Source organism: Thiohalobacter sp. IOR34 (assembly GCF_030406045.1).
In the GTDB taxonomy this organism is placed as follows: domain Bacteria; phylum Pseudomonadota; class Gammaproteobacteria; order Thiohalobacterales; family Thiohalobacteraceae.
The window spans coordinates 573,384-599,987 of the sequence record NZ_CP128988.1 but is presented as its reverse complement, the minus strand read 5'-3'; the positions used below and the strand labels follow the sequence as shown (position 1 = coordinate 599,987).

Annotated in this window: 20 protein-coding genes; 9 read left to right on the top strand and 11 right to left on the bottom strand. The window is 65.9% G+C overall.

Going from position 1 to position 26,604, the window contains the following annotated elements; all coding sequences use genetic code 11:
* Nucleotides 1–37: 37 nt before the first annotated feature.
* Both QVG61_RS02835 and QVG61_RS02830 read left to right on the top strand, forming a co-directional pair.
* Nucleotides 38–1,555 (top strand): FMN-binding glutamate synthase family protein, encoded by a 1,518-nt coding sequence (locus tag QVG61_RS02835; RefSeq protein ID WP_289931815.1) that lies wholly within the window; start codon nt 38–40, stop codon nt 1,553–1,555.
* Nucleotides 1,556–2,294: 739 nt separating this feature from the next.
* The gene (locus tag QVG61_RS02830) at nt 2,295–2,894 is read left to right on the top strand and encodes a DoxX family protein (protein ID WP_289931814.1); all 600 of its coding nucleotides are present in this window, start codon (nt 2,295–2,297) and stop codon (nt 2,892–2,894) included.
* Nucleotides 2,895–2,953: 59 nt separating this feature from the next.
* Here the strand turns inward: QVG61_RS02830 and gloA are convergent, their stop codons facing one another.
* From gloA to QVG61_RS02800, 6 genes are all read right to left on the bottom strand, one after another.
* Nucleotides 2,954–3,337 (bottom strand): lactoylglutathione lyase, encoded by a 384-nt coding sequence (gene gloA / locus QVG61_RS02825; protein WP_289931813.1) that lies wholly within the window; start codon nt 3,335–3,337, stop codon nt 2,954–2,956.
* Nucleotides 3,338–3,654: 317 nt separating this feature from the next.
* Nucleotides 3,655–4,866: an argininosuccinate synthase gene (locus tag QVG61_RS02820; protein WP_289931812.1), complete on the bottom strand. Its 1,212-nt coding sequence runs from the start codon at nt 4,864–4,866 to the stop codon at nt 3,655–3,657.
* A gap of 135 nt (nt 4,867–5,001) precedes the next feature.
* Nucleotides 5,002–8,079, bottom strand: coding sequence for an FAD-dependent oxidoreductase (locus QVG61_RS02815; RefSeq protein ID WP_289931811.1), 3,078 nt, complete (start codon nt 8,077–8,079; stop codon nt 5,002–5,004).
* Between the two features lie 145 nt (nt 8,080–8,224).
* Complete coding sequence (locus QVG61_RS02810) at nt 8,225–9,205, bottom strand: alpha-ketoacid dehydrogenase subunit beta (RefSeq protein ID WP_289931810.1); 981 nt, start codon at nt 9,203–9,205, stop codon at nt 8,225–8,227.
* Nucleotides 9,205–10,197: a pyruvate dehydrogenase (acetyl-transferring) E1 component subunit alpha gene (gene pdhA, locus QVG61_RS02805; RefSeq protein WP_289931809.1), complete on the bottom strand. Its 993-nt coding sequence runs from the start codon at nt 10,195–10,197 to the stop codon at nt 9,205–9,207. The genes QVG61_RS02810 and pdhA overlap by 1 nt, the downstream gene beginning before the upstream one ends.
* A gap of 242 nt (nt 10,198–10,439) precedes the next feature.
* Nucleotides 10,440–13,184, bottom strand: coding sequence for an EAL domain-containing protein (locus QVG61_RS02800; RefSeq protein WP_289931808.1), 2,745 nt, complete (start codon nt 13,182–13,184; stop codon nt 10,440–10,442).
* 168 nt (nt 13,185–13,352) lie between these two features.
* Between QVG61_RS02800 and pyrC the strand changes: the two genes are divergently transcribed.
* The gene (gene pyrC, locus QVG61_RS02795; protein WP_289931807.1) at nt 13,353–14,384 is read left to right on the top strand and encodes a dihydroorotase; all 1,032 of its coding nucleotides are present in this window, start codon (nt 13,353–13,355) and stop codon (nt 14,382–14,384) included.
* Between the two features lie 50 nt (nt 14,385–14,434).
* Complete coding sequence (rnt, locus tag QVG61_RS02790; protein WP_289931806.1) at nt 14,435–15,082, top strand: ribonuclease T; 648 nt, start codon at nt 14,435–14,437, stop codon at nt 15,080–15,082.
* Between the two features lie 796 nt (nt 15,083–15,878).
* On the opposite strand, the gene QVG61_RS02785 is transcribed toward rnt, so the two are convergent.
* Entirely contained in the window at nt 15,879–16,910 is a 1,032-nt protein-coding gene (locus QVG61_RS02785; protein WP_289931805.1) for a cytochrome-c peroxidase, read from the bottom strand.
* Between the two features lie 215 nt (nt 16,911–17,125).
* Here QVG61_RS02785 and QVG61_RS02780 point away from each other — a divergent pair, with 215 nt between their 5' ends.
* Complete coding sequence (locus QVG61_RS02780) at nt 17,126–17,680, top strand: hypothetical protein (RefSeq protein ID WP_289931804.1); 555 nt, start codon at nt 17,126–17,128, stop codon at nt 17,678–17,680.
* A gap of 158 nt (nt 17,681–17,838) precedes the next feature.
* On the opposite strand, the gene grxD is transcribed toward QVG61_RS02780, so the two are convergent.
* From grxD to QVG61_RS02760, 4 genes are all read right to left on the bottom strand, one after another.
* Entirely contained in the window at nt 17,839–18,186 is a 348-nt protein-coding gene (gene grxD / locus QVG61_RS02775) for a Grx4 family monothiol glutaredoxin (RefSeq protein WP_289931803.1), read from the bottom strand.
* A gap of 432 nt (nt 18,187–18,618) precedes the next feature.
* Complete coding sequence (locus tag QVG61_RS02770) at nt 18,619–20,397, bottom strand: N-acetylglutaminylglutamine amidotransferase (RefSeq protein ID WP_289931802.1); 1,779 nt, start codon at nt 20,395–20,397, stop codon at nt 18,619–18,621.
* A gap of 31 nt (nt 20,398–20,428) precedes the next feature.
* Nucleotides 20,429–20,794 carry a BON domain-containing protein gene (locus tag QVG61_RS02765; RefSeq protein ID WP_289931801.1) on the bottom strand — a complete coding sequence of 122 codons (366 nt, stop codon included), beginning with the start codon at nt 20,792–20,794 and terminating at the stop codon, nt 20,429–20,431.
* A 26-nt stretch (nt 20,795–20,820) separates the two neighbouring features.
* Nucleotides 20,821–22,368 (bottom strand): hydantoinase B/oxoprolinase family protein, encoded by a 1,548-nt coding sequence (locus tag QVG61_RS02760; RefSeq protein ID WP_289931800.1) that lies wholly within the window; start codon nt 22,366–22,368, stop codon nt 20,821–20,823.
* Nucleotides 22,369–22,802: 434 nt separating this feature from the next.
* Here QVG61_RS02760 and sodB point away from each other — a divergent pair, with 434 nt between their 5' ends.
* The 4 genes from sodB to can all read left to right on the top strand — a co-directional run bounded on the left by sodB (nt 22,803) and on the right by can (nt 26,601).
* Nucleotides 22,803–23,384 carry a superoxide dismutase [Fe] gene (gene sodB, locus QVG61_RS02755; protein WP_289931799.1) on the top strand — a complete coding sequence of 194 codons (582 nt, stop codon included), beginning with the start codon at nt 22,803–22,805 and terminating at the stop codon, nt 23,382–23,384.
* 188 nt (nt 23,385–23,572) lie between these two features.
* Nucleotides 23,573–24,760 (top strand): aspartate aminotransferase family protein, encoded by a 1,188-nt coding sequence (locus QVG61_RS02750; RefSeq protein WP_289931798.1) that lies wholly within the window; start codon nt 23,573–23,575, stop codon nt 24,758–24,760.
* Nucleotides 24,757–25,659: an ornithine carbamoyltransferase gene (gene argF, locus QVG61_RS02745; RefSeq protein ID WP_289931797.1), complete on the top strand. Its 903-nt coding sequence runs from the start codon at nt 24,757–24,759 to the stop codon at nt 25,657–25,659. Before QVG61_RS02750 ends, argF begins: the two co-directional genes overlap by 4 nt.
* Nucleotides 25,660–25,971: 312 nt before the next feature.
* Nucleotides 25,972–26,601: a carbonate dehydratase gene (gene can / locus QVG61_RS02740; RefSeq protein WP_289931796.1), complete on the top strand. Its 630-nt coding sequence runs from the start codon at nt 25,972–25,974 to the stop codon at nt 26,599–26,601.
* Nucleotides 26,602–26,604: the final 3 nt, after the last annotated feature.

The window sequence follows — 26,604 nt, the reverse complement described above, 5'->3', positions numbered from 1 at the left end:
TAGTGGCAATAGACCGCCACTGGGGGCATCCGGGCACATGTTCGAAAACGACTTCATCATCCCTGCACTGGAATTCATCGCCACCCTGTTCATCCTCCTGCTCGGTCTGCTGCTGCTGGCGGTCGTGGTCCTCTATGTCATCGACATCAGCCAGACCCGCCACGCCATCCGCCACAACTACCCGGTCATCGGCCGCTTCCGCTACCTGTTCGAGCACATCGGCACCTTCTTCCGCCAGTATTTCTTCGCCATGGACCGTGAGGAACTGCCCTTCAACCGGGCCGAACGGTCCTGGGTCTACCGGGCGGCAAAGGATATCGACAGCACGGTACCCTTCGGCTCGACCCGCGATCTGAAGACACGAGGCAGCATCTTCTTCGTCAACTGCGCCTTCCCCACCCTGGGCGAGGACGCCACGCCGGCGCGCAGCCTCACCATCGGACCCCATTGCCGGCAGCCCTACACGACCAGCGCCATCCTCAACATTTCCGGCATGAGCTACGGTGCCCTGTCGCGCCCGGCGGTACGCGCCCTGTCGCATGGGGCACGACTGGCCGGTTGCTGGATGAACACCGGGGAAGGCGGCCTGTCGCCCTATCACCTGGAAGGCGGCTGCGACCTGGTGGTGCAGATCGGCACCGCCAAGTACGGCGTGCGCGATGCCGATGGCCGGCTCAGCGAAAGCCGCCTGCGCGAGGTGGCCGCGCATGAGCAGGTGCGCATGTTCGAGATCAAGCTCAGCCAGGGGGCCAAGCCCGGCAAGGGCGGCATCCTGCCGGCAGCCAAGGTGACGGAAGAGATCGCCCGCATCCGCGGCATCCCGGCCTTCACCGACTCGGCCAGCCCCAACCGCCACCCGGAGATCAATCACGTCGGCGAACTGCTGGACATGATCGAGCAGGTGCGACTGAGCACCGGCAAACCGGTCGGCTTCAAGACCGCACTGGGCATGACTGAGTGGCTGGATAAGCTGTGCGAGGAGATCCATCGCCGCGGCATCGAGAGCGCCCCGGACTTCATAACCATCGATGGCGCGGAGGGTGGCACCGGCGCCGCCCCGATGAGCCTGCTGGACAACATGGGACTGCCGCTCAGGGAGGCCCTGCCGCTGCTGGTCGACACCCTGATCGAGCACGGCCTGCGGCAGCGCATCCGGGTCATTGCCTCCGGCAAGCTGATCACCCCGGCACGGGTCGCCTGGGCATTGTGCATGGGCGCCGATTTCGCCGTCTCGGCCCGCGGCTTCATGTTCTCGCTGGGCTGCATCCAGGCCATGCAGTGCAACCGCGATACCTGCCCCACCGGCATCACCACCCACAATCCACGCCTGCAGCGGGGATTGGATCCCGAGCTCAAGGCGCAGCGGGTCAGCAACTATGTGCGCAACATGGTGCACGAGGTGGGTGTCATCGCCCATTCCTGCGGCGTAGCATCGCCACGCGGTCTGCGCCGCCATCATGCCCGCATGGTGATCGACGCCGGCCGCTCGGAACTGCTCAGCACCCTCTACCCGGAACCCACACCCCTCCACCACAGACAGAGCCGCAGCGCCTAGCAGTCTGTCGGATTCAGGCAATCGCGGCCTGGAGGCCGCTCCTACCAGGGTGCCGCCATGCCCCGTAGGAGCGGCCTCCAGGCCGCGATCCCGGCGGGTCCAGGCACACCATCATCCGGGGTCCTGATGCAACATGCAGCTAGCAGACCGCATATTGCACCAAGGATTCGATTCCCAGGGCGAAGCTGGCAAAGCAGGTTGGTCGATCACCCGCAGAAGCATAGCCGTAGCTATGGTTCAAGGGGGATCGACCAGGATGCGCAGCCAGATGCGTCCTGACAAAATCGCCGGGAGCGATTTTGAACAGCCGCAAGGCTGGCCCGAAGGGCGGAGGGCAGGATGCCCGGAGTCAATCGAATAGGCACAAAGTGTACCCCGCCACGAGGGCCTATTTGCGAGCCTCCTGGCCTTGTATACCAGCCTGCACTCCGATCACAGGGGCCGCCTTGGTGCAATATCCGGGCTAGCAGCCTGTCGGATTCAGGCAATCGCGGCCTGGAGGCCGCTCCTACCAGGGTGCCGCCATGCCCCCGTAGGAGCGGCCTCCAGGCCGCGATCCCCGGCGGGTCCAGGCACGCCATCATCCGGGGTCCTGATGCAACATGCAGCTAGCAGACCGCATATTGCACCAAGGATTCGAGTTTCAGGAAAGCAGGTTGGCCGATCGCCAGGCAGCGGGAACCAAAACCAGGCCCCAGGGTCTTCTCCATAGGCGAAGAACAAATCCGGGGAGACTTTCATGCTCAGACTGCTGCGCGCCTTGCAATCGGCACTCGATACCACCCGCGCGGCAGACTTCCTCGCGCCCTTGGCGTTGCGCCTCTACCTGGTGCCGATCTTCTGGATGGCCGGCACCCGGAAATTCCAGGACTGGGACAGTACGGTGGCCTGGTTCGGCAATCCGGACTGGGGTCTCGGCCTGCCTTTCCCCGAGCTGCTGGCCTTTCTCGCCGCCTCCAGCGAAACCCTGGGTGCCGTGCTCCTGCTGCTGGGGCTGGCGGTACGCTGGATCTCCATTCCGCTGATGGTCACCATGATCGTCGCCGCCGTCACCGTCCACTGGCCGAACGGCTGGCTGGCCATCGCCGAGGCCACGGGCCCCTTCGCCACCGAGCGTACCATCGGCGCCGTCGAGCGGCTGCAACGGGCCAGGGAGATCCTCCAGGAATACGGCAACTACGAGTGGCTGACCGAGAACGGCAGCCTGGTGATGCTCAACAACGGCATCGAATTCGCCGCCACCTACTTCATCATGCTGCTGACGCTGTTCTTCATCGGCGGCGGCCGCTACCTGAGCCTCGACTACTGGATCCGGAGGCGCTTCATGGGAGGGGGCTGAGCTGCCTGTTGCAGCAAGGATTCGATTCTCGGTGCGAATCCGGCAATGCAGCCTGGGGCTCAGTGCCGGCCGATCAGTTCGATGGGATAGCCGTCTGGATCCTCGACGAAGGCGATGATGGTGGTACCGGCGTTCATCGGCCCGGCGTCACGGATGATCTTGCCACCGCGCCGTCGGATCTCCTCGGTGGCCTGGTGGACATCGTCCACCTCGATGGCGATGTGCCCGAAGCCGGTGCCGAGCTCGTAGTGATCGACGCCCCAGTTGTAGGTCAGCTCCAGTACCGTGTTCTCCGACTCGTCGCCATAGCCGACGAAGGCCAGGGTGAACTTGCCGCCCGGGTAGTCCTTCTGCCGCAGCAGCTTCATGCCCAGCACTTCGGTGTAGAACCTGATGGAGCGGTCGAGGTCCCCGACCCGAATCATGGTGTGCAGGATGCGCATCCCCTTCCCTCCGTAGACGCCCTTACGGGAGTATAGCCACGAAATCCACGAAACCCACGAAAATCTCTCTGGGGAATGGCCCGCTACGCGGGCCAGAATCGTGAAGCCTGACGAATCAGGCTGCCCCAATTCCTCCTGACTTCTGGATTCTATGGCGGCGCTTTGCGCCGCATCGCGGCCTGAAGGCCGCTCCTACTCTTGGCTCCTGAATTCTGGATTCTGAATTCTATGCCAACGCTTTGCGCCGCATCGCGGCCTGGGGGCCGCTCCTACCCCCTGTCTTCCGGCTCCCCAACGATCGTCCGTGTTTTCCGTGGCTATTTTTTCTTGCGGGCGGCGATGCGCAGGCGCAGGGCATTCAGTTTGATGAAACCCTCGGCGTCCTTCTGGTCGTAGGCGCCGGCATCGTCCTCGAAGGTGGCGATGCGTTCGTCGAACAGCGAGTCGCTCTCCGACCTGCGGCCCACCACCATCACGTTGCCCTTGTAGAGCTTGAGGCGCACGGTGCCGTTGACGGTCTGCTGGGAGGCGTCGATCATCTCCTGCAGCATCTGCCGCTCGGGGCTCCACCAGTAGCCGTTGTAGATCAGCGTCGCATAGCGCGGCATCAGCTCGTCCTTGAGATGGGCCACTTCGCGGTCCAGGGTCAGGGATTCCATGGCGCGGTGCGCCCTGAGCATGATGGTGCCGGCCGGGGTTTCATAGCAGCCACGCGACTTCATGCCGACATAGCGGTTCTCGACGATGTCGTCGCGGCCAATGCCGTTTTCGCCGCCCAGCCTGTTGAGCCGCTCCATCACCTGGCCGGGGGTCACCGCCTCGCCGTCGATGGCGACGATGTCGCCCTTCTCGTAGGTGAGTTCAATATAGGTCGGGCTGTCCGGCGCCTTCTCCGGCGACACCGTCCAGCGCCACATGTCCTCTTCCGGCTCGGCCCAGGGGTCTTCCAGGATGCCGCCCTCGTAGGAGATGTGCAGCGAGTTGGCATCCATGGAATAGGGCGACTTCTTGCCCTTCCTGAAATCCACCGGGATGCCGTGCGTCTCGGCATAGGCCATCAGCTTCTCGCGCGACAGCAGGTCCCATTCACGCCAGGGGGCAATGATCTTCACGTCCGGCTTGAGCGCGTAGGCGCCGAGTTCGAAACGCACCTGGTCGTTACCCTTGCCGGTGGCGCCATGTGAAATGGCGTCGGCGCCGGTCTCGTTGGCGATCTCTACCAGGCGCTTGGCGATCAACGGCCGGGCGATGGACGTGCCAAGCAGGTATTCGCCCTCGTAGATGGTGTTGGCGCGGAACATCGGGAACACGTAGTCGCGCGCGAATTCCTCGCGCAGATCCTCGATGTAGATCTCCTTCACGCCCATGGCCTCGGCCTTGGCACGCGCCGGCTCGACCTCTTCACCCTGGCCGATATCGGCGGTGAAGGTCACCACCTCGCAGCCGTAGGTCTCCTGCAGCCACTTGAGGATGATGGAGGTATCCAGCCCACCCGAATAGGCGAGCACCACCTTCTTGACTTCACTCATGTCTGATCGCCTTTGTTCATAGCCACGAAATCCACGAAACCCACGAAAATCGCCTTTGTGTTCACGGCGCCGCGCGAAGCGCGCGCGCCGCAATAATCCCTTTTTCGTGGGTTTCGTGGATTTCGTGGCGATCTATCATTTTTTCATCTTCGCCGAACGGCGCAGCCGGGAGGCGAGGCGGCGGGCCAGTTCGCCGAACAGCTCGGTCTGGGTCGGGTGCGGGTGGATGGCGTTGCCGACCTGTTCCAGGGTCATGTCGCCCGACACCATCATCACCGCCTCACCGATCAGGGTGTCGGCGTGATCGGCCAACAGGTGCACGCCGACGACGCGGCCGCTGGCCTTGTCCGCCACCAGCTTGATCATGCCGTGCTGCTCGTCGTTGATCATGGCCTTGGCGTCGATGCTGATCGGCACCTTGGCCTCCACCGCGTCGATGCCCTTCGCCTTGGCCTGCTCCAGGGACAGGCCGACGAAGGCCGCCTCGGGGCGGGTGAAGATGACGCCGCAGTCCTTGTCCTGGTCGTAGCGCAGGTCCTCGCCAAGGATGGTGGCGGCTGCCACCCGGCCCTGCTGGGCCGCGGTGTGGGCCAGCATCAGGCCGCCGATGACGTCGCCGATGGCGAAGATGTGCGGCACGCTGGTACGGCAGCGCGCATCGGCCTTGATGACACCCTTGTCCACCGCCACGCCGGCCTTGTCCAGGCCCAGGCCGTCCAGCACCGGGCGCTTGCCGGTGGCCATGATCACGTAGTCCACCTTGATCTGGCGAGCCTTGCCCTCGGCATCCTTGTACTTCACGGTCACCGCGCCGGCCTTGCCACTGATCTTCTCGACGCTGGCCGAGGTGTGCACGGTCAGGCGCGGATCGTCGTTGAGCACCGCCGTGAGCTGTCTGGCGATCTCCGGCTCGACCTCGGCAAGGATGCGCTCCTGCGCCTCCAGCAGCGTGACCTGGGTACCGAAATCCTGGAAGATCTGCGCCATCTCCAGACCGATGGCGCCACCACCGATGACCACCAGCTTCTTCGGCTGCTCCGGCAGGTTCCAGACGGTATCGGATGTCAGCACGCCGCCGCCCTCGGCCAGGCCCTCGCGTGCCCCCGGGATGGGCGGCACGAAGGGCGGCGCGCCGGTGGCGACGACGGCGCAGCCGAAGCGCACCGTCTCACCCGCAGGCGTCTCGCCGGGCACGGCGCGGCGGTGCGGGTCGTCGCTGTTGCCGGAGGTGTCGATCAGCAGGCTGTGCTCGTCGACAAAGCGGCCGAAGCCCTGGATGTAGTGGATCTTCACACCCTTGTCGGTCTTCAGCGCCATGTCGCCGCGCGTCTCCAGCACCTTGCGACGGGTCGCCTCCAGGGCCGCCCAGTCCAGCTTCGGCTTGCCGGTACTGATACCGAGATGGGCATCGGTGAGCCGGTCGCGGATCCGGTCGGCGGCCGCGCGCCAGGCCTTGGACGGGATACAACCGCGCCACAGGCATTCGCCGCCGGGGAAGGGCGCGTCGTTGACCAGCGCCACCTTGAGGCCGTGACTGGCCAGGTCGCGCGCACAGTCCTCACCGCCGGGGCCACCGCCGACCACCACCACGTCGTAGTCCCAGTCGCCCTCGGGAATGGCCGGGCCGGTCGGTCCCATCCAGCTCTCCGGCTGCTCGATCAAGGCCTTCAGCTCACCGAGGTACTGGGCCACCTCGGCACCGTTGACCACCCGGTGATCGGCGGTGATGGTGAAGGGGCTGCCCTGCTCGGTATTGGCGGCGATGGCCAGGATGGCGGCGATACCGGGCGTGGCAATGGCGTCGAAGTGACTGACCCCGAACATGCCCATGTTGGAGATCTGGAAGGTCGAGCCCTGGTATTCCGAGGGGCTAAGGCGGCGCTTGCGGGCGCGCTCGACCAGATCCTTCCATTCCTCGTTCAGCGCCTCCAGCTCGCGGCTCTCGCAGCCCTTCAGCACCGGAACCACCAGGCCGCCGCCCTCGGCGGACACGGCCATGCCGATATCCACCTGGCCGCGCTCGACCAGCTTGTCGACCGGCTGATAGCACCAGTTCATCTTCGGATATTTGGCCATCGCCAGGGCGCAGGCCTTGGCGATGGCGACCGTCACCGAGACGCCCTTGGCCTTGGCGGCCTTGATCAGGCCACCCAGGCGGATGTGGGCGGTGACATGGAAGGTCGGCATGGAGAGCGAGGCGGTCATGGCGTCGCTGATCGCCTTCTCCAGCTTGCTCATCGGCCGACCCTCGCCGGGCACCTCGACCTGCGGGAAGGCCGCCGAAGCCGCCGCCTGCGGTTGCACGCGCTCCACGTCGGCGGCGACGATCACCCCGTCCGGGCCGGTGCCGACCACGGTGTTCAGGTCGATACCGCGCTGCCCGGCCAGCTTGCGGGCATAGGGCGTGGCGGCACGATCGCCCGCCGGACGCGGGGCTGGGCCGGCACCGCCCGCAACGGCGGGCGCAGCGGCTGCGGCAGCAGGAACCGGGGCAGGGGGCCGAGGCGCAGCCTCGGCCGGACGGGCCTCGGCCTGCGGCGCAGCAGCAGCGGCCGGGGTGGCCTCGCCACTCACCACCTGGTCGGGCTCGGCCACCAGATAGGCCAGCGGTGCACCGACCGGTACCGTGCTGTCCACCGGCGCCAGCGGCCCGGACAGGTAGCCTTCCTTGAATACCTCGACGTCCATGATCGCCTTGTCGGTCTCGACCTGGGCGACCACGGTGCCGCGCTCGATCCTGTCACCCGGCTGCTTCTCCCAGCTCACCACCACGCCCTCGGTCATGGTGTCCGAGAGCTGGGGCATCTTGATGGTATGGATGCTGCCCGGCGGAGCCTGGTCGACGCCAGCCTCCGGCTCGGTCGCGGCCTCCGCTGCTGGCTCGGGGGCCGGCTCCGCGGCGGCGGGCGCGGCTGCCTCAGGGGCCGCCGCGGCGCCTGGCGCTGCCTCGCCCTCGCTCACCTCCTCCGGCGTGGCGACCAGGTAAGCGATGGGTTCGCCGACCGGCACGGTGCTGTCCACCGGCGCCAGCGGCCCCGACAGATACCCCTCGCGGAACACCTCCACGTCCATGATCGCCTTGTCGGTTTCCACGGTGGCGACGATGTCGCCGCGCTCCACCTTGTCGCCGATATTCTTTTCCCAGCTCACGATCACGCCCTCGGTCATGGTGTCCGAGAGCTGGGGCATCTTGATTACATAAGGCTCAGCCATGTGGTCATCCAGATCCTGAAAACCAACCGCCAAGACACCAAGGACGCCAAGAAAAACCCGCTATTGTGTTCCGGCTCCGCGCAAAGCTCGGGAGCCGAAAAACTATCCTTTCTTGGCGCTCTTGGCGTCTTGGCGGTTTACTAAATTACACGCCAAACATCTTCCGCACCGCGGCGACGACGTCACCGGGATTGGGAATGGCGGCCTTCTCCAGCGTGTGATTGTAGGGGATGGGCACGTTCCTGGCGGAGACACGCACCGGCGGCGCATCCAGCTCGTAGAAGCAGTCCTCGTTGAGGATGGCCATCACCTCGGCACCCACGCCGACCGGCGCCTCGGCCTCCTCGACGATGACCGCGCGGTGGGTGGCGGCGACCGAGCGGCGGATACCCTCCCGGTCGAGCGGCGCCAGGGCATACAGATCGACCACCTCGGCCTCGATGCCGAACTGCCTGGACAGGGTCTCGGCCGCCGCCAGACACCAGTGCACCGAGATATTGTAGCCGAACAGGGTCACGTCGCGTCCCTGGCGCGCCACCTCGGAACCCTCCAGCGGGTGGAAGTATTCCTCGTCCGGCACCTCGCCCTTCATGTTGTACATGAGTTCGTGTTCGTTGATGAACACCGGGTCGTTGCAGCGCACCGCGCTCTTCAGCAAGCCATAGGCCTGGCGCGGGCTGGACGGCGTCACCACCCGCAGGCCGGCGATACCCATGAACACCTTCTCCATGCGCGCCGAGTGCTGGGCGCCGAGCTGATGGGCGGTGCCGCCAGGCGAACGCACCACGATGGGCGCTTCCAGCTGGCCACCGGACATGTAGCGCACCTTGGCCGCGGTGTTGAAGATCTGGTCCATCGCCAGCCAGGCGAAGTTGACCGACATGATCTCGATGATCGGCCGCACCCCGAGGAAGGAGGCGCCGATGCCGAGGCCGGTGTAGCCGTTCTCGGAGATCGGGGTGTCGATCACCCGTTCCGGACCGTACTTGTCGTACAGGCCCTGGGTGGCCTTGTAGGTGCCGCCGGCGACGCCGATGTCCTCGCCCATGGCGATGACCAGCGGATCACGGGCCATTTCCTCGTCGTGGGCACGGCGGATCGCCTCCCAGTACATCATCTCGGTCATCAGCCCGCACCTCCATGCACCCAGGGATCATTCTCCGCCAGCACGTATTTCTCCAGCTCCTCGACCCTGGGTTCGGGCGAGGCTTCGGCAAAGGCGATGATCTCGTCCTCGATCTCGTCGAGGATCTCGGTGTCCATCGCCTTGAACTCGTCGAGGCTCAGTTCGCCGGCCTCGATGAGACGGTCACGCAGCATGATGATCGGATCGCGCTTGGACCACTGGCGTTCCTCTTCCTTGGTGCGGTAGGCATTGGAATCGGACATCGAATGGCCACGGTAACGGTAGGTCATGAGTTCCAGGAAGTAGGGGCCCTTGCCGGAACGCACGTGCTCGACGGCCTTCTGTGCGGCGGCATGGACCACCTCCACGTCCTGACCATCGACCTGGGCGGCCGGGATGTCATAGCCGGCGACCCGCTTGTACTGATCGATCACCGCCGTGGAGCGGTCGATCCGGGTACCGATACCGTACAGGTTGTTCTCGCAGATGTAGAGCACCGGCAGATTCCACACCTTGGCCATGTTCAGCGACTCGTGGAAGGTACCCTGGTTGTTGGCGGCATCACCAAGGAAGCAGATGGCGATCTCGTCACCGCCCTTCATCTTGATGGCCTTGGCCATGCCGGCGGCCAGCGGAAAAGGACCACCGACCAGTGCATAGCCGCCCATGAAATGGTGTTCCACGTCGAAGATGTGCATGGAACCACCACGCCCCTTGCTGCAGCCGGTCTCCTTGCCAAACAGCTCGGCCATCACGGCCTTGGGATCGGCGCCACACTTGAGGGCATGGACATGATCGCGGTAACCGGTGATCACATAGTCCTGTCCCGGCCGGGCAGCCTCGAGAACGCCGATGGCGCAGGCCTCCTCCCCCGGATACAGATGAAGAAATCCGCCAATCTTACGTTCAACGTAAGCCTCATAGCAGCGTTCTTCAAAGCGGCGCGCAAAGAGCATTTCACGCAAGACCCGTTTCTTGTCCGCGGCGTTCATGAAACTCCTTTAACTCTCATCGAGGGGTGTGGGCGGGCGGCGCATGACGGCGACACCGGCCCCTCCGGCACGACCAGCGCTCCGGCACCCGGGGAAGATCAAGCGCGATATGATCTGTGTTTTGCCGCAGCAGGTCAAGCTGGACAACCCCGGGCGGATACCGGGGAAAATCGGAAATCCCAATTCAATTCAAGCACAAAGGCGGCAACGGGCAGGCCATGGGGGATGTCCCGTGGCGACACTCAGGCGAGCGGGCGGGGCCGGTCGATGCCGAAGCCCTGGCCGAAATCGACCCCCAGCCGGCGCAGTTCGGCATGGGTCTCGGCATCCTCGACAAATTCGGCGATGGTCTCGATCTGCATCACGTGACCGATGGTGTTGATCGACTGCACCATGGCCAGATCGATCGGGTCTCGCAGCATGTCGCGGACGAAGCTGCCATCGATCTTCAGGAAGTCCACCGGCAGGGTCTTCAGGTACATGAAGGAGGACAGGCCACTGCCGAAGTCATCCAGCGCGAAACGGAAACCGCGCCCCTTGAGCACCTCGATCAGTTCGGCAAGCTGGGCCAGGTTCTGTACCGCCGCGGTCTCGGTGATCTCGAAGCAGATACGCTGCGGCGCCACCGGCCGACGCTCCAGCTGCCGCTCGATGAACTCCAGCAGCCGTGGCGAATCGCTGACCGAGGTACCGGACAGGTTGATGTTGTAGACCACTCCCTCCTGCCCGGGGTCGCGGCGCCAGATCCAGTCCAGGGTGTGCTCGATCACCCACTGGTCGAGTTCCGGCATCAGGTTGTAACGCTCCGCCGCCGGGATGAAGCACATCGGCGGCACGATCTGCCCTTCCTCGTCGCGCAGCCGCAGCAGGATCTCCCGATGCAGCGGCCGGTTGCCGTTCAGCGGCCGGATGTCCTGCACGTAGAGCAGCAGACGGTCCTCGCGCAGCGCGGCACGCAGGCGCGATACCCACTGCATCTCGCCACTGCGCCGCGCCAGTTCGATGTCGCCCGGTTCGAAGACCTGTACCCGGTTGCGGCCCTTCTCCTTGGCGGCATAGCAGGCCGCGTCGGCCTCGCTGAGCAGCTCCGCCGGACTGATGCTCTCCGCCGTGATCGGCACCAGGCCGATGCTGCAGCCCACGTCGAAGGCCTTGCCGTCCCAGACGAAGCGGAACTCCTTGACCATGTTACGGATGTTCTCGGCGATCTCCCGCGCCTGCGGCAGCGGACAGTTCTCCAGCAGCAGGCCGAACTCGTCGCCACCGAGACGGGCCAGGGTATCCGTATCCCGCACATGCTGCTCCAGCACATAGGTCAACTGGCGCAGCAGCTTGTCGCCCACCACGTGGCCACAGGTGTCGTTGACCACCTTGAACTGGTCGAGATCGATGTAGCACAGGGCATGCTGTTCCTGCAGCCGCTTGGCCCTGTCCAGCAGCTTGATCAGCCGGCGCTCGAACTCGCGCCGGTTGGCGAGCCCGGTCAACGCATCGTGCGCGGCGTAATGCGCCAGCAGCGGGGCATGGCCATGGTTCTCCGAAACGTCGTAGAAGACCATCACCGCACCGACGATGTTGCCTTCCAGATCGTGGATCGGCGCCGCCGAATCCTCGATCGCGAATTCCTTGCCGTCACGCCGGATCAGCAGGGTATTCTCGGCCAGCCCCACGACCCGCTTCTCGCGCAGGCAGCGTTCCACCGGATTCTCGTGCGGCTCGTGACTGAAGGCCGAGGCCAGGCGCACCACCTCGGACAGCGGCCGGCCTGCGGCCTCGCTGCTGCTCCAGCCGGTGAACTCCTCGGCCACCGGATTGAGGTACTCGACCCGCGCCTCGGCGTCGGTGGTAATCACGGCATCGCCGATCGAATGCAGCGTCACCTCCGCCAGTTCCTTCTCGTGGAACAGGGCATTGGTCGTCTCGCGCACCTTGGTCAGACTGAGCAGCAAGAGGAACAGGGCCAGGGCCACGATCAGCGCCCGGTAGCCGAGCTGGCGTGCGCTGTCACGACGGATGCCCTGGGCCGTCTCGGTGGACACCTCGGTGACCGTCCGCGCCAGATCGAGCACGCTGTCGATGGCGGTGGTCGCGGCCTGGATCCAGGCCTCCCCGCTCAAGGGGTAATCACCCCTCGCCGCGTGGGCATAGATCCGCTCGCGCAGTGGATTGAAGGCCCCCATGAAACGACGCTGCATCTCCAGGGCCGCGCTGCGGATACGCGGATCCATGCCCGGCCGGACGGCCTCGACCAGGATCTCGCGCACATGGTGCTCGACCAGGGCGCGGTCGGTGCGCAAGTCGGCGCGTCTCTCCTCGGGAAGCGGGGCGCCACTGCTGATGTAGTAGGCGAGAATGCCCCGCTCCCGGCCGGCATATTCGCTCACCAGCCAGACCCAGTGTCGCAGCGACAGATTGAGCACGGTCAGCCGTTGCGGCCACTGTCCCTCGTAGAACAGCGTATGCCTGACCTGCTCCAGGCTCTGATTGAAACGGCTGACCAGCTCTATCCAGCGGGATTCGTCGATCAGCCCCATCTGACCGGCAAGGGCGCGATCGGCCTGGCGCCGTCCCTCGATCACCGCCTGGTGCGCGGCCAACACGTCGACCAGCGCCTGGCGGAAGGCCGGACTGCCCGGAAAGGCCTGGGCCAGCGAATGGAAATCCGACCACAGACGGTCACCACGACCCCGCACCTCGATCAGCATGGCCCGCAACCGTGGATTGCCCCCGTTTCCGGCCCCCAGCATGGCCGAGGTGATGCCGCGCTCCAGGGCAGCCACGGCGCTCAGGGTGATGGTGCGGTCGGCCAGGGTGCTGGCCGAATGGATACGTCCCGCCTCCCGGTACCGCTGGTAGGCCGTCCAGCCGCTGGAGAGTGCCAGCAGCAGGACCAGCAGGGCAAGCACCATACTGCTGGCGTTGATGATCCGCCGCCGGTCGAGGCGGAGCCAGCGGCCGGGCTTGTGCACCGAGGTCTCGGGTGGCATGGCCTGTTATCGTAATAATTATGGTAGAAGCCGGGAAAAACCCTTCGCCGCAGTGTGAATAAATAACCGACGCAAATCAAGCCATTTTCTGCCAGTCCGCAATCCCTGCCGCTGGCTCACCCTGCACCGCTATAATGAGCGGGCCTTCATCACCAGGATTCACCCTGCATGGAACTCAAGCTCACCCGTCCCGACGACTGGCACCTGCACCTGCGTGACGGTGCGGTGCTGCCCGACGTCGTGCCGCACAGCGCCCGCCGCTTCGGCCGGGCCATCATCATGCCCAACCTGCGTCCCCCGGTCACCACCACCGAGCAGGCGCTGGCCTACCGCCGGCGCATCCTTGCCGCGGTGCCGCCCGGCATGGACTTCGAGCCACTGATGACCCTCTACCTCACCGAGCGGCTGTCGCCGGAAGAGATCGTGCGCGCCAGGCAAAGTGGCCACATCCATGCCGTGAAGCTCTATCCGGCCGGTGCCACGACCAATGCCGAGGCCGGGGTCACCGACCTCGCACGCTGCCAGGCGACCCTGGAGGCGATGGCGGAACAGGGCCTGCCGCTGCTGGTGCACGGCGAGGTCACCGACCCGGCCGTCGACATCTTCGACCGCGAGGCGGTGTTCATCGAGCGGGTGCTGGAGCCGCTGCGCGCCCGCTTGCCGCAGCTGAAGATCGTGCTGGAACACATCACCACCGCCGAGGGCATCGACTTCGTGCGCAGCGCCGGCCCCGGGGTGGCCGGCACCCTCACCGCCCATCACCTGCTCTACAACCGCAACGCCATGCTGGCCGGTGGCATCCACCCGCACTACTACTGCCTGCCGGTGCTGAAGCGCGAGCGCCACCGCGAGGCGCTGCTCGCCGCCGCCACCAGCGGCAACCCCGCCTTCTTCCTCGGCACCGACAGCGCCCCCCATCCGCGACATGCCAAGGAATCCGCCTGCGGCTGTGCCGGCATGTACAGCGCCCCCGCGGCCCTCGAACTCTATGCCACGGCCTTCGAACAGGCCGGCGCCCTGGACCGGCTGGAAGACTTCGCCAGTCGCTTCGGCGCGGATTTCTACGGTCTACCGCGCAATACCGGCAGCATCACCCTGGTGAAGACGGACTGGACGCTGCCGGACAGCTATCCGCTCGGCACGGACCAGGTGGTGCCGCTGGGTGCCGGCGAGACCCTCGGCTGGCGGCTGATGGACTGAGACAGACAGCTTGCATCGCCAAGCCGGGCGCAATTGGTTATCCTGTGCCGATGTCCGAACCCCACCCCGAGTCGAACCCCGAATCCCCGATCGCCCGACGCTTCCGCGGCTTCCTGCCGGTGGTCGTCGATGTCGAGACAGCCGGCTTCAATCCGCGCCGCGACGCCCTGCTGGAGATCGCCGCCGTCACCCTGCAGATGGATGCCGACGGCTACCTGTCGCGCCTGGAGACACATGCCGCCCATGTCGAGCCCTTCCCCGGCGCCAACCTCGACCCCAAGGCACTGGAATTCACCGGCATCGACCCCTATCACCCGTTCCGCTTCGCCAAGCCTGAACGCGAGGCACTGCAGCATGTCTTCCAGCCCATCCGCCAGCAGGTCAAGCAGACCCGCTGCAGCCGGGCCATCCTGGTCGGCCACAACCCGTCCTTCGATCTGGCCTTCGTCAAGGCCGCGGTGGAGCGCACCGCCACCAAGCGCAACCCCTTCCACCTGTTCAGCACCTTCGACACCGCCACCCTCGGCGGGCTGGCCTATGGCCAGACGGTACTGGCCCGTGCCGTGCAGGCAGCCGGCATCGACTGGAACGAGGCCTCGGCCCACTCGGCGGTCTACGACGCGGAAAAGACCGCCGACCTGTTCTGCGCCATCGTCAACCGCTGGCGTGAACTGAGCGGCACCCCTTGGCCGGGTTAGGAGCTGTTCGATCGACTCCGGGCACTATCCCCGATCGCGGCCTGGAGGCCGCTCCTACGAGGCATGGCGGCAAACGCGTTGTTGTAGGAGCGATCATTCGGGCCGCCTTGGCGCAATATCCGGGCCAGGACCTGTTCGATCGACTCCGGGCACTATCCCCGATCGCGGCCTGGAGGCCGCTCCTACGAGGCATGGCGGCAAACGTGTTGTTGTAGGAGCGATCATTCGGGCCGCCTTGGCGCAATATCCGGGCCAGGAGCTGTTCGATCGACTCCGGACATTATCCCCGATCGCGGCCTGGAGGCCGCTCCTACGAGGCATGGCGGCAAACGTGTTGTTGTAGGAGCGATCATTCGGGCCGCCTTGGCGCAATATCCGGGCCAGGACCTGTTCGATCGACTCCGGGCATTATCCCCGATCGCGGCCTGGAGGCCGCTCCTACGAGGCATGGCGGCAAACGTGTTGTTGTAGGAGCGATCATTCGGGCCGCCTTGGTGCAATATCCGGGCCAGGACCTGTTCGATCGACTCCGGACATTATCCCCGATCGCGGCCTGGAGGCCGCTCCTACGAGGCATGGCGGCAAACGTGTTGTTGTAGGAGCGGCCTCCAGGCCGCGATCGAGGCGCAAGGGGTACCGTGCCATCCTGCCACCCCGGTCCACGACAGGAGATAGCGGCACGATTCGTCGTACCGCGACAGGAACACCACCCATCGCCCCCACCTGACCCGCAACCGACAAAAAGGGCGGTGGATCGAATGATCCACCGCCCTTGGACAACGCGATGCCTGCCGGTTCAGTCGATGACGCTGAAACCCGCGGTGGCCGGCAGACGCGGCATCTCCTGCTTCGGGAATTCACCGGTCAGGGCGTTGAGGAAGGCGACCAGATCGGCCACCTCGGCATCGCTCAACTCACGATTGAGCTGCACCTTGGCCATCACCCGCACCGCCTCGTCCAGGGTCTTCACCGAGCCGTTGTGGAAATAGGGCGCGGTCAGGGCGACATTGCGCAGCGTCGGCACCTTGAACAGGTGTTTGTCCGCAGCCTTGCCCGTCACCTTGGCACGTCCCTCGTCCGCCAGCAGATCGTATTTCTTCACGTAGGCGCTGTCGGCGAAGGTCGGGAACTTCATGAAGCTGCCGGTGCCGCTGTTCGGCGTGGCGCCATTGAAGGCCGGTCCGGAATGGCAGCCGGCACAGCCGATACCGGCGAACAGATCCATGCCGCGCACCTGTTGCCGGGTCAACGCCTTGCGGTCACCCTTGACATAGCGGTCATAGGGACTGTTGGGCGTGATCAGGGTGCGTTCGTAGGCGGCCACCGCCTTGGCGAACTTGTCGATGTCGATCTCGCCCGGGCCGAAGGCCTTCTCGAACTCGGCCTGATAGCCGGGGATGGACTTGATGCGCGCCACGACATGGTCATGCTTGCCCATGTCCATCTCCACGTCGGCCAGCACCGGCCCCTTGGCCTGCTCCTCCAGGCTCGGTGCCCGGCCGTCCCAGAACTGGGAGCCATTGAAGGCCGAATTCCATACCGTCGGCGCACTGCGGCCGCCGGTACGGCCATGCACGCCCATGGACACGGGGCGGTTGTCGTCACCGCCGAGCATCACATTGTGGCAGGAGTTGCAGGATACCGTGCCCGTGGAAGACAGGCGCGGATCGAAATACAGCTTCTGACCCAGCGCCACCTTCTCGGCAGTGGTGGGGTTGTCGGCGGGTGCCGGCGCCGTCTCAGGCAGGGCCTCCCAGTTGGCCGCCTGGGCCACGCTGCTGCCCAGGGCAACGCCCAGGGAAAGGGTGATTGCAGTCAGTACCTTCATCGTCTTGTGACCTCGTACCATTATCCATGTTGCGAACATTGTGATTTAGACTAAGTCTAAAGTCAGTCATCCTAAACCAATCAAGGCCGGGACACAAGCCAAGCCGCGTTCCATGATAGTCGGGGGCAGAGCCCCGCCGCAACGCCGCCCGCTTCCAGCCGTGGCGGTCATTGGTTACACTCCCCGAAGCCCGCGCCGACACCCAGGATCGTCCCATGCCCCAGCTTCCGGAGAAGACCCAGCAGATCCTCCAGGCCCATGCCGGCCTGATCCACCGTGTCGCCCTCGCCTGTCAGAACCGCGAACTGGTGCCCGACCTCGACCAGGTGCTGAAACTGGCCGAGGAGAACGAATGGGTGGAACTGGTGGCAGCGATCCGCCGCATTCTCAAGGGCGAGCGCGACCTGGCGGCCTTCCGCCATCTCGACGAAGAGGATCTGACCATCGTCGAGGCGATCCTCGCCGGCATCCAGAATCCCGACCGGCTGCCGGACCTGCAACAGGGCTTCGACGCCGGCCTGGCGGCGCCCGGCCTCGCCTCCCTGATCCACGGCGCCCGCGGCGGCAACCTCGAGGCCCTGCAGCTGATCGCGGGGATGGCCCAGCAGATGCTCAAGGCCGGTGGCGACATGGCGCGCCTGGCCAGCATCATCCGCCCCCTGGTGCAGGGCGAACGTGACGCCGACCGGCTCACCGAGGGTTTCAGCGCGCAGGGCGAGAAGCTGGTACTCGACATCCTCCGCGAGCTGGGGCGGCTGGAAGGACACTGAGGCGGTGCGCACTGCGCACGGATATGTTGGAACATCACCCGGCGGCCGCCTCGGTCACTATTAACCCGGCAACTAAATATGCCGGGTTAATATCAAGGAACGTCCGATCGAACTTGGCCATGCCAATTGATCAGAGTTCCCTTACAGGCTGACGCCGTTCAAGACGATGCCTCGCCCTCCGACGGCTGACGGCCGGCCATGGCCTCTTTGACCATCTTCTGCAGCTCACCCTTCTGATACAGCTCCAGGGTGATGTCGCAGCCGCCGATCAGCTCGCCATTGATATAGATCTGCGGGAAGGTGGGCCAGTTCTGGAAGCGTGGCAGATTCTCGAAGATCTCCGGATCGGTGAGCACGTTCACGTAGGCGAACTCCTCGCCACAGGCGCCCAGCGCCTGGGCGGCACGGCTGGAGTAGCCGCACTGCGGCATCTGCGGGGTACCCTTCATGAAGATGACCACAGGGTGACTGTCCACCGCCTGCTGAATACGTTCCATTACGTCCATCGTGTCTACCTCTCGACTGCGCCCGCCGGGCGCGGTTGCTCTGGATCTGTTGGGCAGCCCAGTCTACCGGCTAGCCCCGCGGGAAAAAAGTGCCTTTCCCACAGAATCCCTGGGTATATACCCGGATATTGCACCAAGGATTCGATGCTCAGGACGCATCTGGCTGCGCATCTTGAGCGATCCCCCTCGAACCAAGGCGGCCCGCATGATCGGCGTGCAGGCTGGCAAATGGATCGGGAACTCGTAACCCGGCTTTGTGCCTGTTCGATCGACTCCGGGCATTGCCCGCCGTGGATCCCCCGATCGCGGCGTGGACGCCGCTCCTACAGGGTAGGGTGGAACCTCTTGTTTTGTAGGAGCGGTCTCCAGGCCGCGATCGAGGCGCAAGGGGTACCGCGCCATCCTTGTCCGTGTGTTCCCTGTCGTCCGTGGCTATCCGGCATCGACGTTGCGCTGCAGCCAGAATTCCAGCGCCGCCAGATGCCAGAGCTTGCTGCCGAGGATGCGGGTGTGGTGCCGTTCCGGCTCGGCCAGCAGTGCCTCGACATAGTCGCGGCGGTAGAGGCCGCGCCGACGGCAGGCATCGGAGTCGAGGATGCCACGCATGAAGTCCAGGAATTCGCCACGCACGTACTTCAGGGCCGGCATGGGGAAATAGCCCTTGGGCCGGTCGATGACCGCGTCCGGCACCCGGCCGCGGGCGATGCGCTTGAGCACATGCTTGCCACCGGAGCCCAGCTTGTACTCGGGCGGCATGGCCGCCGCCAGCTCCACCAGCTGCTGATCGAGGAAGGGGACCCGCGCCTCCAGCCCCCAGGCCATGGTCATGTTGTCGACCCGCTTCACCGGATCGTCGACGATCAGGGTGGTGACATCCAGCCTGAGTACCTGGTCGATGTATTCATCCGCCCCCGGTTGCGACAGGCGTTCCTCGATCAGCGCCGCGGTGTGGTCCGCCCCTGCGTACTCGGGCGCGATCATCCGCAGGTACTCCTCCTGGTCGCGGTCGAAGTAGTGCCGGCGGAAACGCTCCAGCGGCGCCCCCCCGGCCTCGGCCATGCGCGGATACCAGAAGTAGCCGGCGAACACCTCGTCGGCACCCTGCCCGCTCTGCACCACCTTGACCTCCTTCGAGACCTGTTCGGCCAGCAGGTAGAAGGCCACGGCATCCTGGCCGAACATGGGTTCGGCCATGTTGTCCACCGCTTCCGGCAGCCGCTTCAGCACCTCCTCGTTGGGGATCAGGTATTTGTGATGGCGGGTGGCGTAACGTTCCGCCACCGGATCCGAGAACTCGAACTCGCTGCCCTTCTCCTCCGGCTGGTCCTCGAAACCCACCGAGAAGGTGCGCAGCTCGCTGACCCCCGCCTCGGCCAGCAGCGCAACCAGGAGGCTGGAATCCAGGCCACCGGAGAGCAGCACGCCGACCGGCACGTCGGCGATCTCGATGCGCCGCCGGACCGCCTCGCGCAGGGCCTCGTGGATGGCCTCGGTCCATGCCTCCTCGCTGCGCGGCTCGGCGGGACGCTCGGCACGCAGCGACCAGTAGCGCCGCAGGCGGCGGCTGCCGTCCGCCTCCAGGGTCAGGCTGTGCGCCGGTTCCAGCTTGCGCACCCCGCGCAGGATGGTACGCGGTGCCGGCACCACGGCGTGCAGGGTGAACAGGTTGTGCAGCGCCAGCGGATCGATGCCGGTATCCACGCCGCCGGCCGCCAGCAGCGCCTGGGTGGTCGAGGCGAAGCGCAGGCCGCCCTCGATCTCGCTGTAGTAGAAGGGCTTGATCCCGAACCGGTCCCGCGCCGCGAACAGCCGCTGCCGCTCCATGTCCCAGATGGCGAAGGCGAACATGCCGTGCAGATGGCGCGGGCAGTCCTCGCCCCACTCGGCATAGGCCTTGAGGATCACCTCGGTGTCGCCACCCGAGAAGAAGCGGTGGCCACGGGCAGCGAGTTCCTCACGCAGCTCCGGGTAGTTGTAGATGGTGCCGTTGAAGACGATGGCCAGATCGAGCTGCGGATCCACCATCGGCTGGTTGGCATGTGGCGAGAGGTCGATGATCGCCAGCCGCCGGTGACCGAAGGCCAGCGGCCCGTCGGCGAAGCTGCCGGCATGATCCGGCCCGCGTCGCGCCAGACGGTCCATCATGCATTGCACGGCGTCGAGCTGCGGCGCCCGGCCGTCGAACCTCAGTTCACCACAGATCCCGCACATGCCCCGTCTCCTGTACTGCGCTCGGCCGGCTTCATCCCGGCACCACGGTCAGCTTGGACACTACCCGTTTAACGCCCTTCACGCTGCGTGCGATGGCCACGGCACGCTCGGCGACCGCGCGGCTGCCGACGCTGCCATAGAGGGTGACCACGCCGCGGTAGGTGTCGACGTTGATGTCCAGCGCCGGCACCAGAGAATCCTTCACATAGCGGCTGTTGATGGTCGAGGTGATGGTGGCATCGTCGGTGATCTCGCCCAGGGTGCGCGCGTCCTTGCCGAGATAATAGCCCCCGGCCGCGGCCCCGCCGACCACCAGCGCACCGCAACCCGGCAAGAACAGGCTGCCCAGCAGCAGGCCCAGGGCGAGCCCCCGGGAATAGATGTTTCGCAACGTCATGGATACTCCGGATTGTCGATCGGGTTTCATTCCGCCCCGGCCGGCCGACCCCAGCCGCCCCCGCCCGGGGTGGCGATCTCCAGCCGGTCGCCGGCCGCCACCTGCAGGCAGACCTTGCCCGGCAGGCGTTCGCCGTTGAGGCGGTTCTCGCCGGGCGCTCCCGGCGCGCCGCCGTTCAGCCCCCAGGGGGCACGGCGCCGCCGTTCGCCGAGCAGGGTGACCTCGGCCGGCGCCAGGAACTGGTATTCGCGCAGCATGCCGTCGCCGCCGCGATGACGCCCGGCGCCACCCGAACCACGGCGGATGGCATAGCGCAGCACCCGCAGCGGGTAGGCCATCTCCAGCACCTCGATGGGCGTGTTGAGGGTGTTGGTCATGTGCGTCTGCACGGCAGACAGCCCGCGATGACGCGGTCCGCCGCCCATGCCGCCGCCGAGGGTCTCATAATAGTCCCAGGAGGCACCCGCCTGGCGTGACCCCATCGCCAGATTGTTCATCGTCCCCTGGCTGGCGGCGGGAATCCGTTCCGGCAGCGCCTGGGCCAGGGCCCCGAGCACCGCATCGACCACCCGGCTGGAGGTCTCCACATTGCCGGCCGCCACCGCTGCCGGCCGCCGGGCATTGACCAGACAGCCATCGGGGGCCTGGATGCGAATGCCCCTGAAACTGCCGGCACAGGCCGGGGTCTGGGACGGCATCAGGCAGCGGAACACATAGTAGACGGCCGCCGCCGCGACCGACAGCGGACAGTTGATATTGCCGGGCACCTGGACTGCGGTTCCGTCGAAGTCGACCGTCACCTGCCCGCCGCCGACCTTCAGCCGGACCTCGATCGGCAGGTCGAGATGCCCCTGGCCGTCGTCGTCCATGTAATCGGTGAAGCGGTATTCGCCGTCCGGAATGCTGCGCAGCGTCTCGCCGGCGAGGCGCGCGGCGTAGTCGTTGAGCGCCGCCAGCGCCTCGCGATAGGCGGCCGGTCCCAGGGTCTCGATCAGCGCCTGCAGCCGCGCCACCCCGCTGCGGTTGGCGCTGATCTGGGCGGCGAAATCGCCGCGGGCACCCTGGGGATTGGCCGTCGCGCGGGTCAGCCGCTCGAAGAAGGCCTCGTCCAGTTCCCCATGGCGCATCAGATAGGACGGCGGGATCACCAGCCCTTCCTCGTCGATCCGCTGCGACACCGGCATCGAACCCGGCGTCTCGGCACCGATGTCGGCGTGGTGGGCCCGGTTGACCACGAAGCCGAGAAGTGTCTCGGTGACGAACACCGGCGCGATCAGGGTCACGTCCGGCAGATGGGTGCCGCCGAGGAAGGGGTCATTGACGATCAGCATGTCGCCCGGCGCCCAGTCCACCGGTCCGACGAGGTCGCGCATGGCATAGGCCATGCTCCCCAGGTGCACCGGGATGTGGGCCGCCTGGGCACAGAGTTCACCGGCGGCATCGAACACCGCGCAGGAAAAGTCCAGCCGGTCCTTGATATTGGGCGAGAAGGCGGTGCGACGCAGGACCGCGCCCATTTCATCGCAGACGGCCTCGATACGGCTGGCGAAAAGTCCGAGTTCGATGGCATCCATGGCGGCGCAGTTTACCCCGAATCGGCGCAGCGAACCGAGAGCCACCCGGGCAGTCCGCGGGGGACAGCGTGCATGGCCACGGAAAACCCGGAAAGACCCAATGGCCACGAAACCCACGAAATCCACGAAAAGGATTTGAAATGCGCGGGCCCGCACTTTGTGCGTGGCCCTATCAATCAAGAACAGTTCGTGGGTTTCGTGGGTTTCGTGGCTAACCGTGGCTATCCATGCTTCACCACAGGGCTTCGGTAGTTTTTTGCGGGTTTCGTGGCTATAAATCATCCAAAGCTTGGTGGCACCCGCCGCCATAACCGACATAAACGCTTGGTTATTCGCCGCAGCCGGGTTAGAATGCCCCACCCAGTTTGATCACCGGGCCCGCAAACAACCGGGCCTGCACAGATACAACACGGAAATTCAAGGAGCAACCGACCATGGCACATGAACTGCCTCCCCTGCCTTACGAAATGAACGCCCTGGAGCCGCACATCTCCAAGGAGACGCTGGAGTACCACTACGGCAAGCATCACCAGACCTATGTCACCAACCTCAACAACCTGATCAAGGGCACGGAGTTCGAGAACGCCAGCCTCGAGGAAATCATCAAGAAGGCCGAGGGCGGGCTGTTCAACAACGCCGCCCAGGTCTGGAACCATACCTTCTACTGGAACTGCCTGAGCCCCAACGGCGGCGGCGAGCCGAGCGGTGCCCTGGCCGAGGCCATCGACAAGGCCTTCGGCTCCTTCGCCGAGTTCAAGGAGAAATTCTCCACCTCCGCCGCCACCAACTTCGGCTCCGGCTGGACCTGGCTGGTGAAGAATGCCGACGGCTCGCTGGAGATCGTCAATACCAGCAATGCCGGCAATCCCATGACCGAGGGCAAGACCCCGCTGATGACCTGTGACGTCTGGGAGCACGCCTACTACATCGATTACCGCAACGCCCGTCCCAAGTACGTCGAGGCCTTCTGGAACCTGGTCAACTGGGACTTCGTCGCCAAGAACTACGCCGGCTGAATACCCGGCTTCACACCCTTCGAGGCCCGGCCCGCGCCGGGCCTCTTGCTTTTCGGCTGCCCTCCAAAACCCGGCTTCTGAAAAGGGGATTTGCACCCCCCCGACCGAACCGCTAGAATTTCGCTTTTGCTGTCGGCGGCTCATTGGGCTGCCGTTTGTATTTATGGGATCCGCAGCGTAGACAGACCATGACCACCAGCAGTGCACTCATGCCCACCTATGCCCGTCTGCCGGTCCGCTTCGTGCGCGGCGAAGGCTGCCGCCTGTGGGATGAGGCCGGCCTGGAATATCTCGATGCCCTCTCCGGCATCGGCGTGTGCGGCCTGGGCCACGCCCATCCGGCCATTGCCGACGCGCTCTGCGATCAGGCACGGACCCTGATCCACACCTCCAACCTCTACCAGATCCCGCTGCAGGAGGCCCTGGGCGAGGAACTGACCGCCCTGGCAGGCATGGAGCAGGTGTTCTTCGCCAACTCCGGCGCCGAGGCCAACGAGGCGGCGATCAAGCTGGCGCGCCTCTACGGTCACGGCCGCGGCATCGACAACCCGCACATCCTGGTCACCGACGGCAGCTTCCACGGCCGCACCCTGGCCACCCTGACCGCCACCGGCAACCGCAAGGTCCAGGCCGGCTTCGAGCCGCTGGTGCGGGGCTTCGTGCGCGTGCCCTTCGACGATCTGGAGGCGGTGCGCACCGTGGCCGACAACCACGAGCAGGTGGTGGCGGTGCTGGTCGAGCCCATCCAGGGCGAGGGCGGCGTCAAGCTGCCGCAGGCCGACTACCTGGCCGGCCTGCGCGCCCTGTGCGACGAGCGCGGCTGGCTGCTGATGCTGGACGAGGTGCAGACCGGCATGGGCCGCACCGGCAACTGGTTCGCCTTCCAGTCCAGCGGCATCCGGCCGGACGTGCTGACCCTGGCCAAGGGACTGGGCAACGGCGTGCCCATCGGTGCCTGCCTGGTGCGCGGCCCCGCGGCCGACGTGCTCGGACCGGGCCGGCACGGCTCGACCTTCGGCGGCAACCCCCTGGCCTGCCGTGCGGCACTGGCGGTGATCGAAGAGATCCGCCGCCAGGATCTGTGCGGCCGCGCCCGGGCGCTGGGACAGCGGATGCTCGACGGCCTGCGCGAACGGCTCGCCGGCAGCGAGGGCGTGGTCTCGATCCGTGGCCGGGGGCTGATGCTGGCCGTCGAGCTGGACCGCCCCTGCGGCGAACTGGTCGGCCAGGCCCTGCAGCGCGGCCTGCTGATCAACGTCACCGCCGAACGCGTGGTGCGCCTGCTGCCGCCGCTGATCCTTGCCGAGGCCGAGGCCGAGCGCATCGTCGAGGAGGTTGGCGCGCTGGTGGGCGGCTTCCTGGAGCAGGCCGCATGAAACCGCGTCATTTCCTGACCCTGCTCGACTTCTCCAGCGACGAGCTGGAAGGTCTGATCCGCCGCGCCGGCGAACTCAAGCGGAAACACTACGACGGTCTGCTCTACCAGCCGCTGAAGGGCAAGGTGCTGGCCATGGTGTTCGAGAAGTCCTCGACCCGCACCCGGGTCTCCTTCGAGGCCGGGATGGCCCAGCTCGGCGGTCATGCCCTGTTCCTGTCGCCGCGCGACACCCAGCTCGGCCGCGGCGAACCGGTGGAGGACACCGCCCGGGTGCTGTCGCGGATGGCCGACGGCATCATGATCCGCACCTTCGAGCACGACAAGATCGAACGTTTCGCGGACCATTCGCGGGTGCCGGTGATCAATGCCCTGACCGATCTCTACCACCCCTGCCAGCTGCTGGCCGACGTGCAGACCTATGTCGAGCATCGCGGCGAGATCCGCGGCCGCAGCGTGGCCTGGATCGGTGACGGCAACAACATGTGCCATTCCTACATCAATGCCGCCCGCCAGTTCGGCTTCCAGCTGCGCATCGCCTGCCCCGAGGGCTACGAACCCGAGGCGGAGATCCTGTCTGCCGCCGGCGACGCGGTGGAGCTGCTCCACGACCCGCTCGCCGCCGCCCGCGACAGCGACCTGGTGGTCACCGACGTCTGGGCCAGCATGGGCCAGGAAGAGGAACAGGCGCAGCGCGAACGCGCCTTCGCCGACTACCAGGTGAACGAGGCGGTGATGGCCGCGGCCCGGGAGGATGCCCTGTTCATGCACTGCCTGCCGGCCCATCGAGGCGAGGAGGTCGCCGCCGCGGTCATCGACGGGCCGCAGAGCGTGGTCTGGGACGAGGCCGAAAACCGGCTGCACGCCCAGAAGGCGCTGCTCGAGTTCCTGCTGGTCTAGCCCCGCAGGCGCGGTCAGCCGGCCGCGGCAAATGGGGCGGACGATGCCCGCCCGATCGCGGCCTGGAGGCCGCTCCTACGGGGCATGGCGGAGCAATGTGGCGGTAGGAGCGGCCTCCAGGCCGCGATCGAGGCGCAAGCCCCCCGTCCAGGCAACCCTCTCATGGCCACCTCGGCCTTGTATGACAGCCTGAATGCCGATCATGCGGACCGCCCTGGTGCAATATAGGGGCTGGACCCGCTTCCGGACTGACTCCGGGCGCCGATCCCCGTACAATTGGCACCACCCCTGACCACCAAGTCCCCCGCGCCGATGAAACTGCTAAGCCATCTGTTCGACAACAACCAGTCCTGGGCCCGCACCATCGAGGCCGAGAATCCCGGTTTCTTCCAGCGCCTGGCCAAGCAACAGGCCCCGGAGTACCTGTGGATCGGCTGCTCCGACAGCCGGGTGCCCGCCAACGAGATCGTCGGCCTGCTGCCGGGCGAACTGTTCGTGCATCGCAACGTCGCCAACCTGGTGATGCACACCGACTTCAACTGCCTGTCGGTCCTCCAGTTCGCCATCGACGTGCTCAAGGTGAAGCACATCATCGTCTGCGGCCACTACGGCTGCGGCGGCGTCAAGGCGGCCCTGGACCACCAGAAGCACGGCCTGATCGACAACTGGCTGCAGGATATCAAGGAGATCTACCGCCGCCACGAGGCGGAGTTCACCGGGCTGACGGACGAGACGGCGCGGCTCGACCGGCTGTGCGAGTTGAACGTGGTGGAGCAGGTCAACCACGTCTGCTATACCACCATCGTCCAGGATGCCTGGGCCCGTGGCCAGACACTGTCGGTGCATGGCTGGATCTACAGCATCGACGACGGCCTGCTGCGCGATCTCGACGTCTGCGTCACCGGCAAGGATCAGATCCACCCTCTGTACCGGATCCGCTGAGCC

Coding starts and splice junctions, on each gene's coding strand:
- QVG61_RS02820 (WP_289931812.1), bottom strand. CDS start 4,866: ATGAGTGAAGTCAAGAAGGTGGTGCTCGCCTATTCGGGTGGGCTGGAT.
- argF (WP_289931797.1), top strand. CDS start 24,757: ATGAAACCGCGTCATTTCCTGACCCTGCTCGACTTCTCCAGCGACGAG.
- QVG61_RS02815 (WP_289931811.1), bottom strand. CDS start 8,079: ATGGCTGAGCCTTATGTAATCAAGATGCCCCAGCTCTCGGACACCATG.
- QVG61_RS02800 (WP_289931808.1), bottom strand. CDS start 13,184: ATGCCACCCGAGACCTCGGTGCACAAGCCCGGCCGCTGGCTCCGCCTC.
- QVG61_RS02750 (WP_289931798.1), top strand. CDS start 23,573: ATGACCACCAGCAGTGCACTCATGCCCACCTATGCCCGTCTGCCGGTC.
- pdhA (WP_289931809.1), bottom strand. CDS start 10,197: ATGAACGCCGCGGACAAGAAACGGGTCTTGCGTGAAATGCTCTTTGCG.
- QVG61_RS02835 (WP_289931815.1), top strand. CDS start 38: ATGTTCGAAAACGACTTCATCATCCCTGCACTGGAATTCATCGCCACC.
- QVG61_RS02765 (WP_289931801.1), bottom strand. CDS start 20,794: ATGACGTTGCGAAACATCTATTCCCGGGGGCTCGCCCTGGGCCTGCTG.
- QVG61_RS02785 (WP_289931805.1), bottom strand. CDS start 16,910: ATGAAGGTACTGACTGCAATCACCCTTTCCCTGGGCGTTGCCCTGGGC.
- QVG61_RS02760 (WP_289931800.1), bottom strand. CDS start 22,368: ATGGATGCCATCGAACTCGGACTTTTCGCCAGCCGTATCGAGGCCGTC.
- grxD (WP_289931803.1), bottom strand. CDS start 18,186: ATGGACGTAATGGAACGTATTCAGCAGGCGGTGGACAGTCACCCTGTG.
- pyrC (WP_289931807.1), top strand. CDS start 13,353: ATGGAACTCAAGCTCACCCGTCCCGACGACTGGCACCTGCACCTGCGT.
- can (WP_289931796.1), top strand. CDS start 25,972: ATGAAACTGCTAAGCCATCTGTTCGACAACAACCAGTCCTGGGCCCGC.
- QVG61_RS02780 (WP_289931804.1), top strand. CDS start 17,126: ATGCCCCAGCTTCCGGAGAAGACCCAGCAGATCCTCCAGGCCCATGCC.
- QVG61_RS02770 (WP_289931802.1), bottom strand. CDS start 20,397: ATGTGCGGGATCTGTGGTGAACTGAGGTTCGACGGCCGGGCGCCGCAG.
- QVG61_RS02830 (WP_289931814.1), top strand. CDS start 2,295: ATGCTCAGACTGCTGCGCGCCTTGCAATCGGCACTCGATACCACCCGC.
- sodB (WP_289931799.1), top strand. CDS start 22,803: ATGGCACATGAACTGCCTCCCCTGCCTTACGAAATGAACGCCCTGGAG.
- QVG61_RS02810 (WP_289931810.1), bottom strand. CDS start 9,205: ATGACCGAGATGATGTACTGGGAGGCGATCCGCCGTGCCCACGACGAG.
- rnt (WP_289931806.1), top strand. CDS start 14,435: ATGTCCGAACCCCACCCCGAGTCGAACCCCGAATCCCCGATCGCCCGA.
- gloA (WP_289931813.1), bottom strand. CDS start 3,337: ATGCGCATCCTGCACACCATGATTCGGGTCGGGGACCTCGACCGCTCC.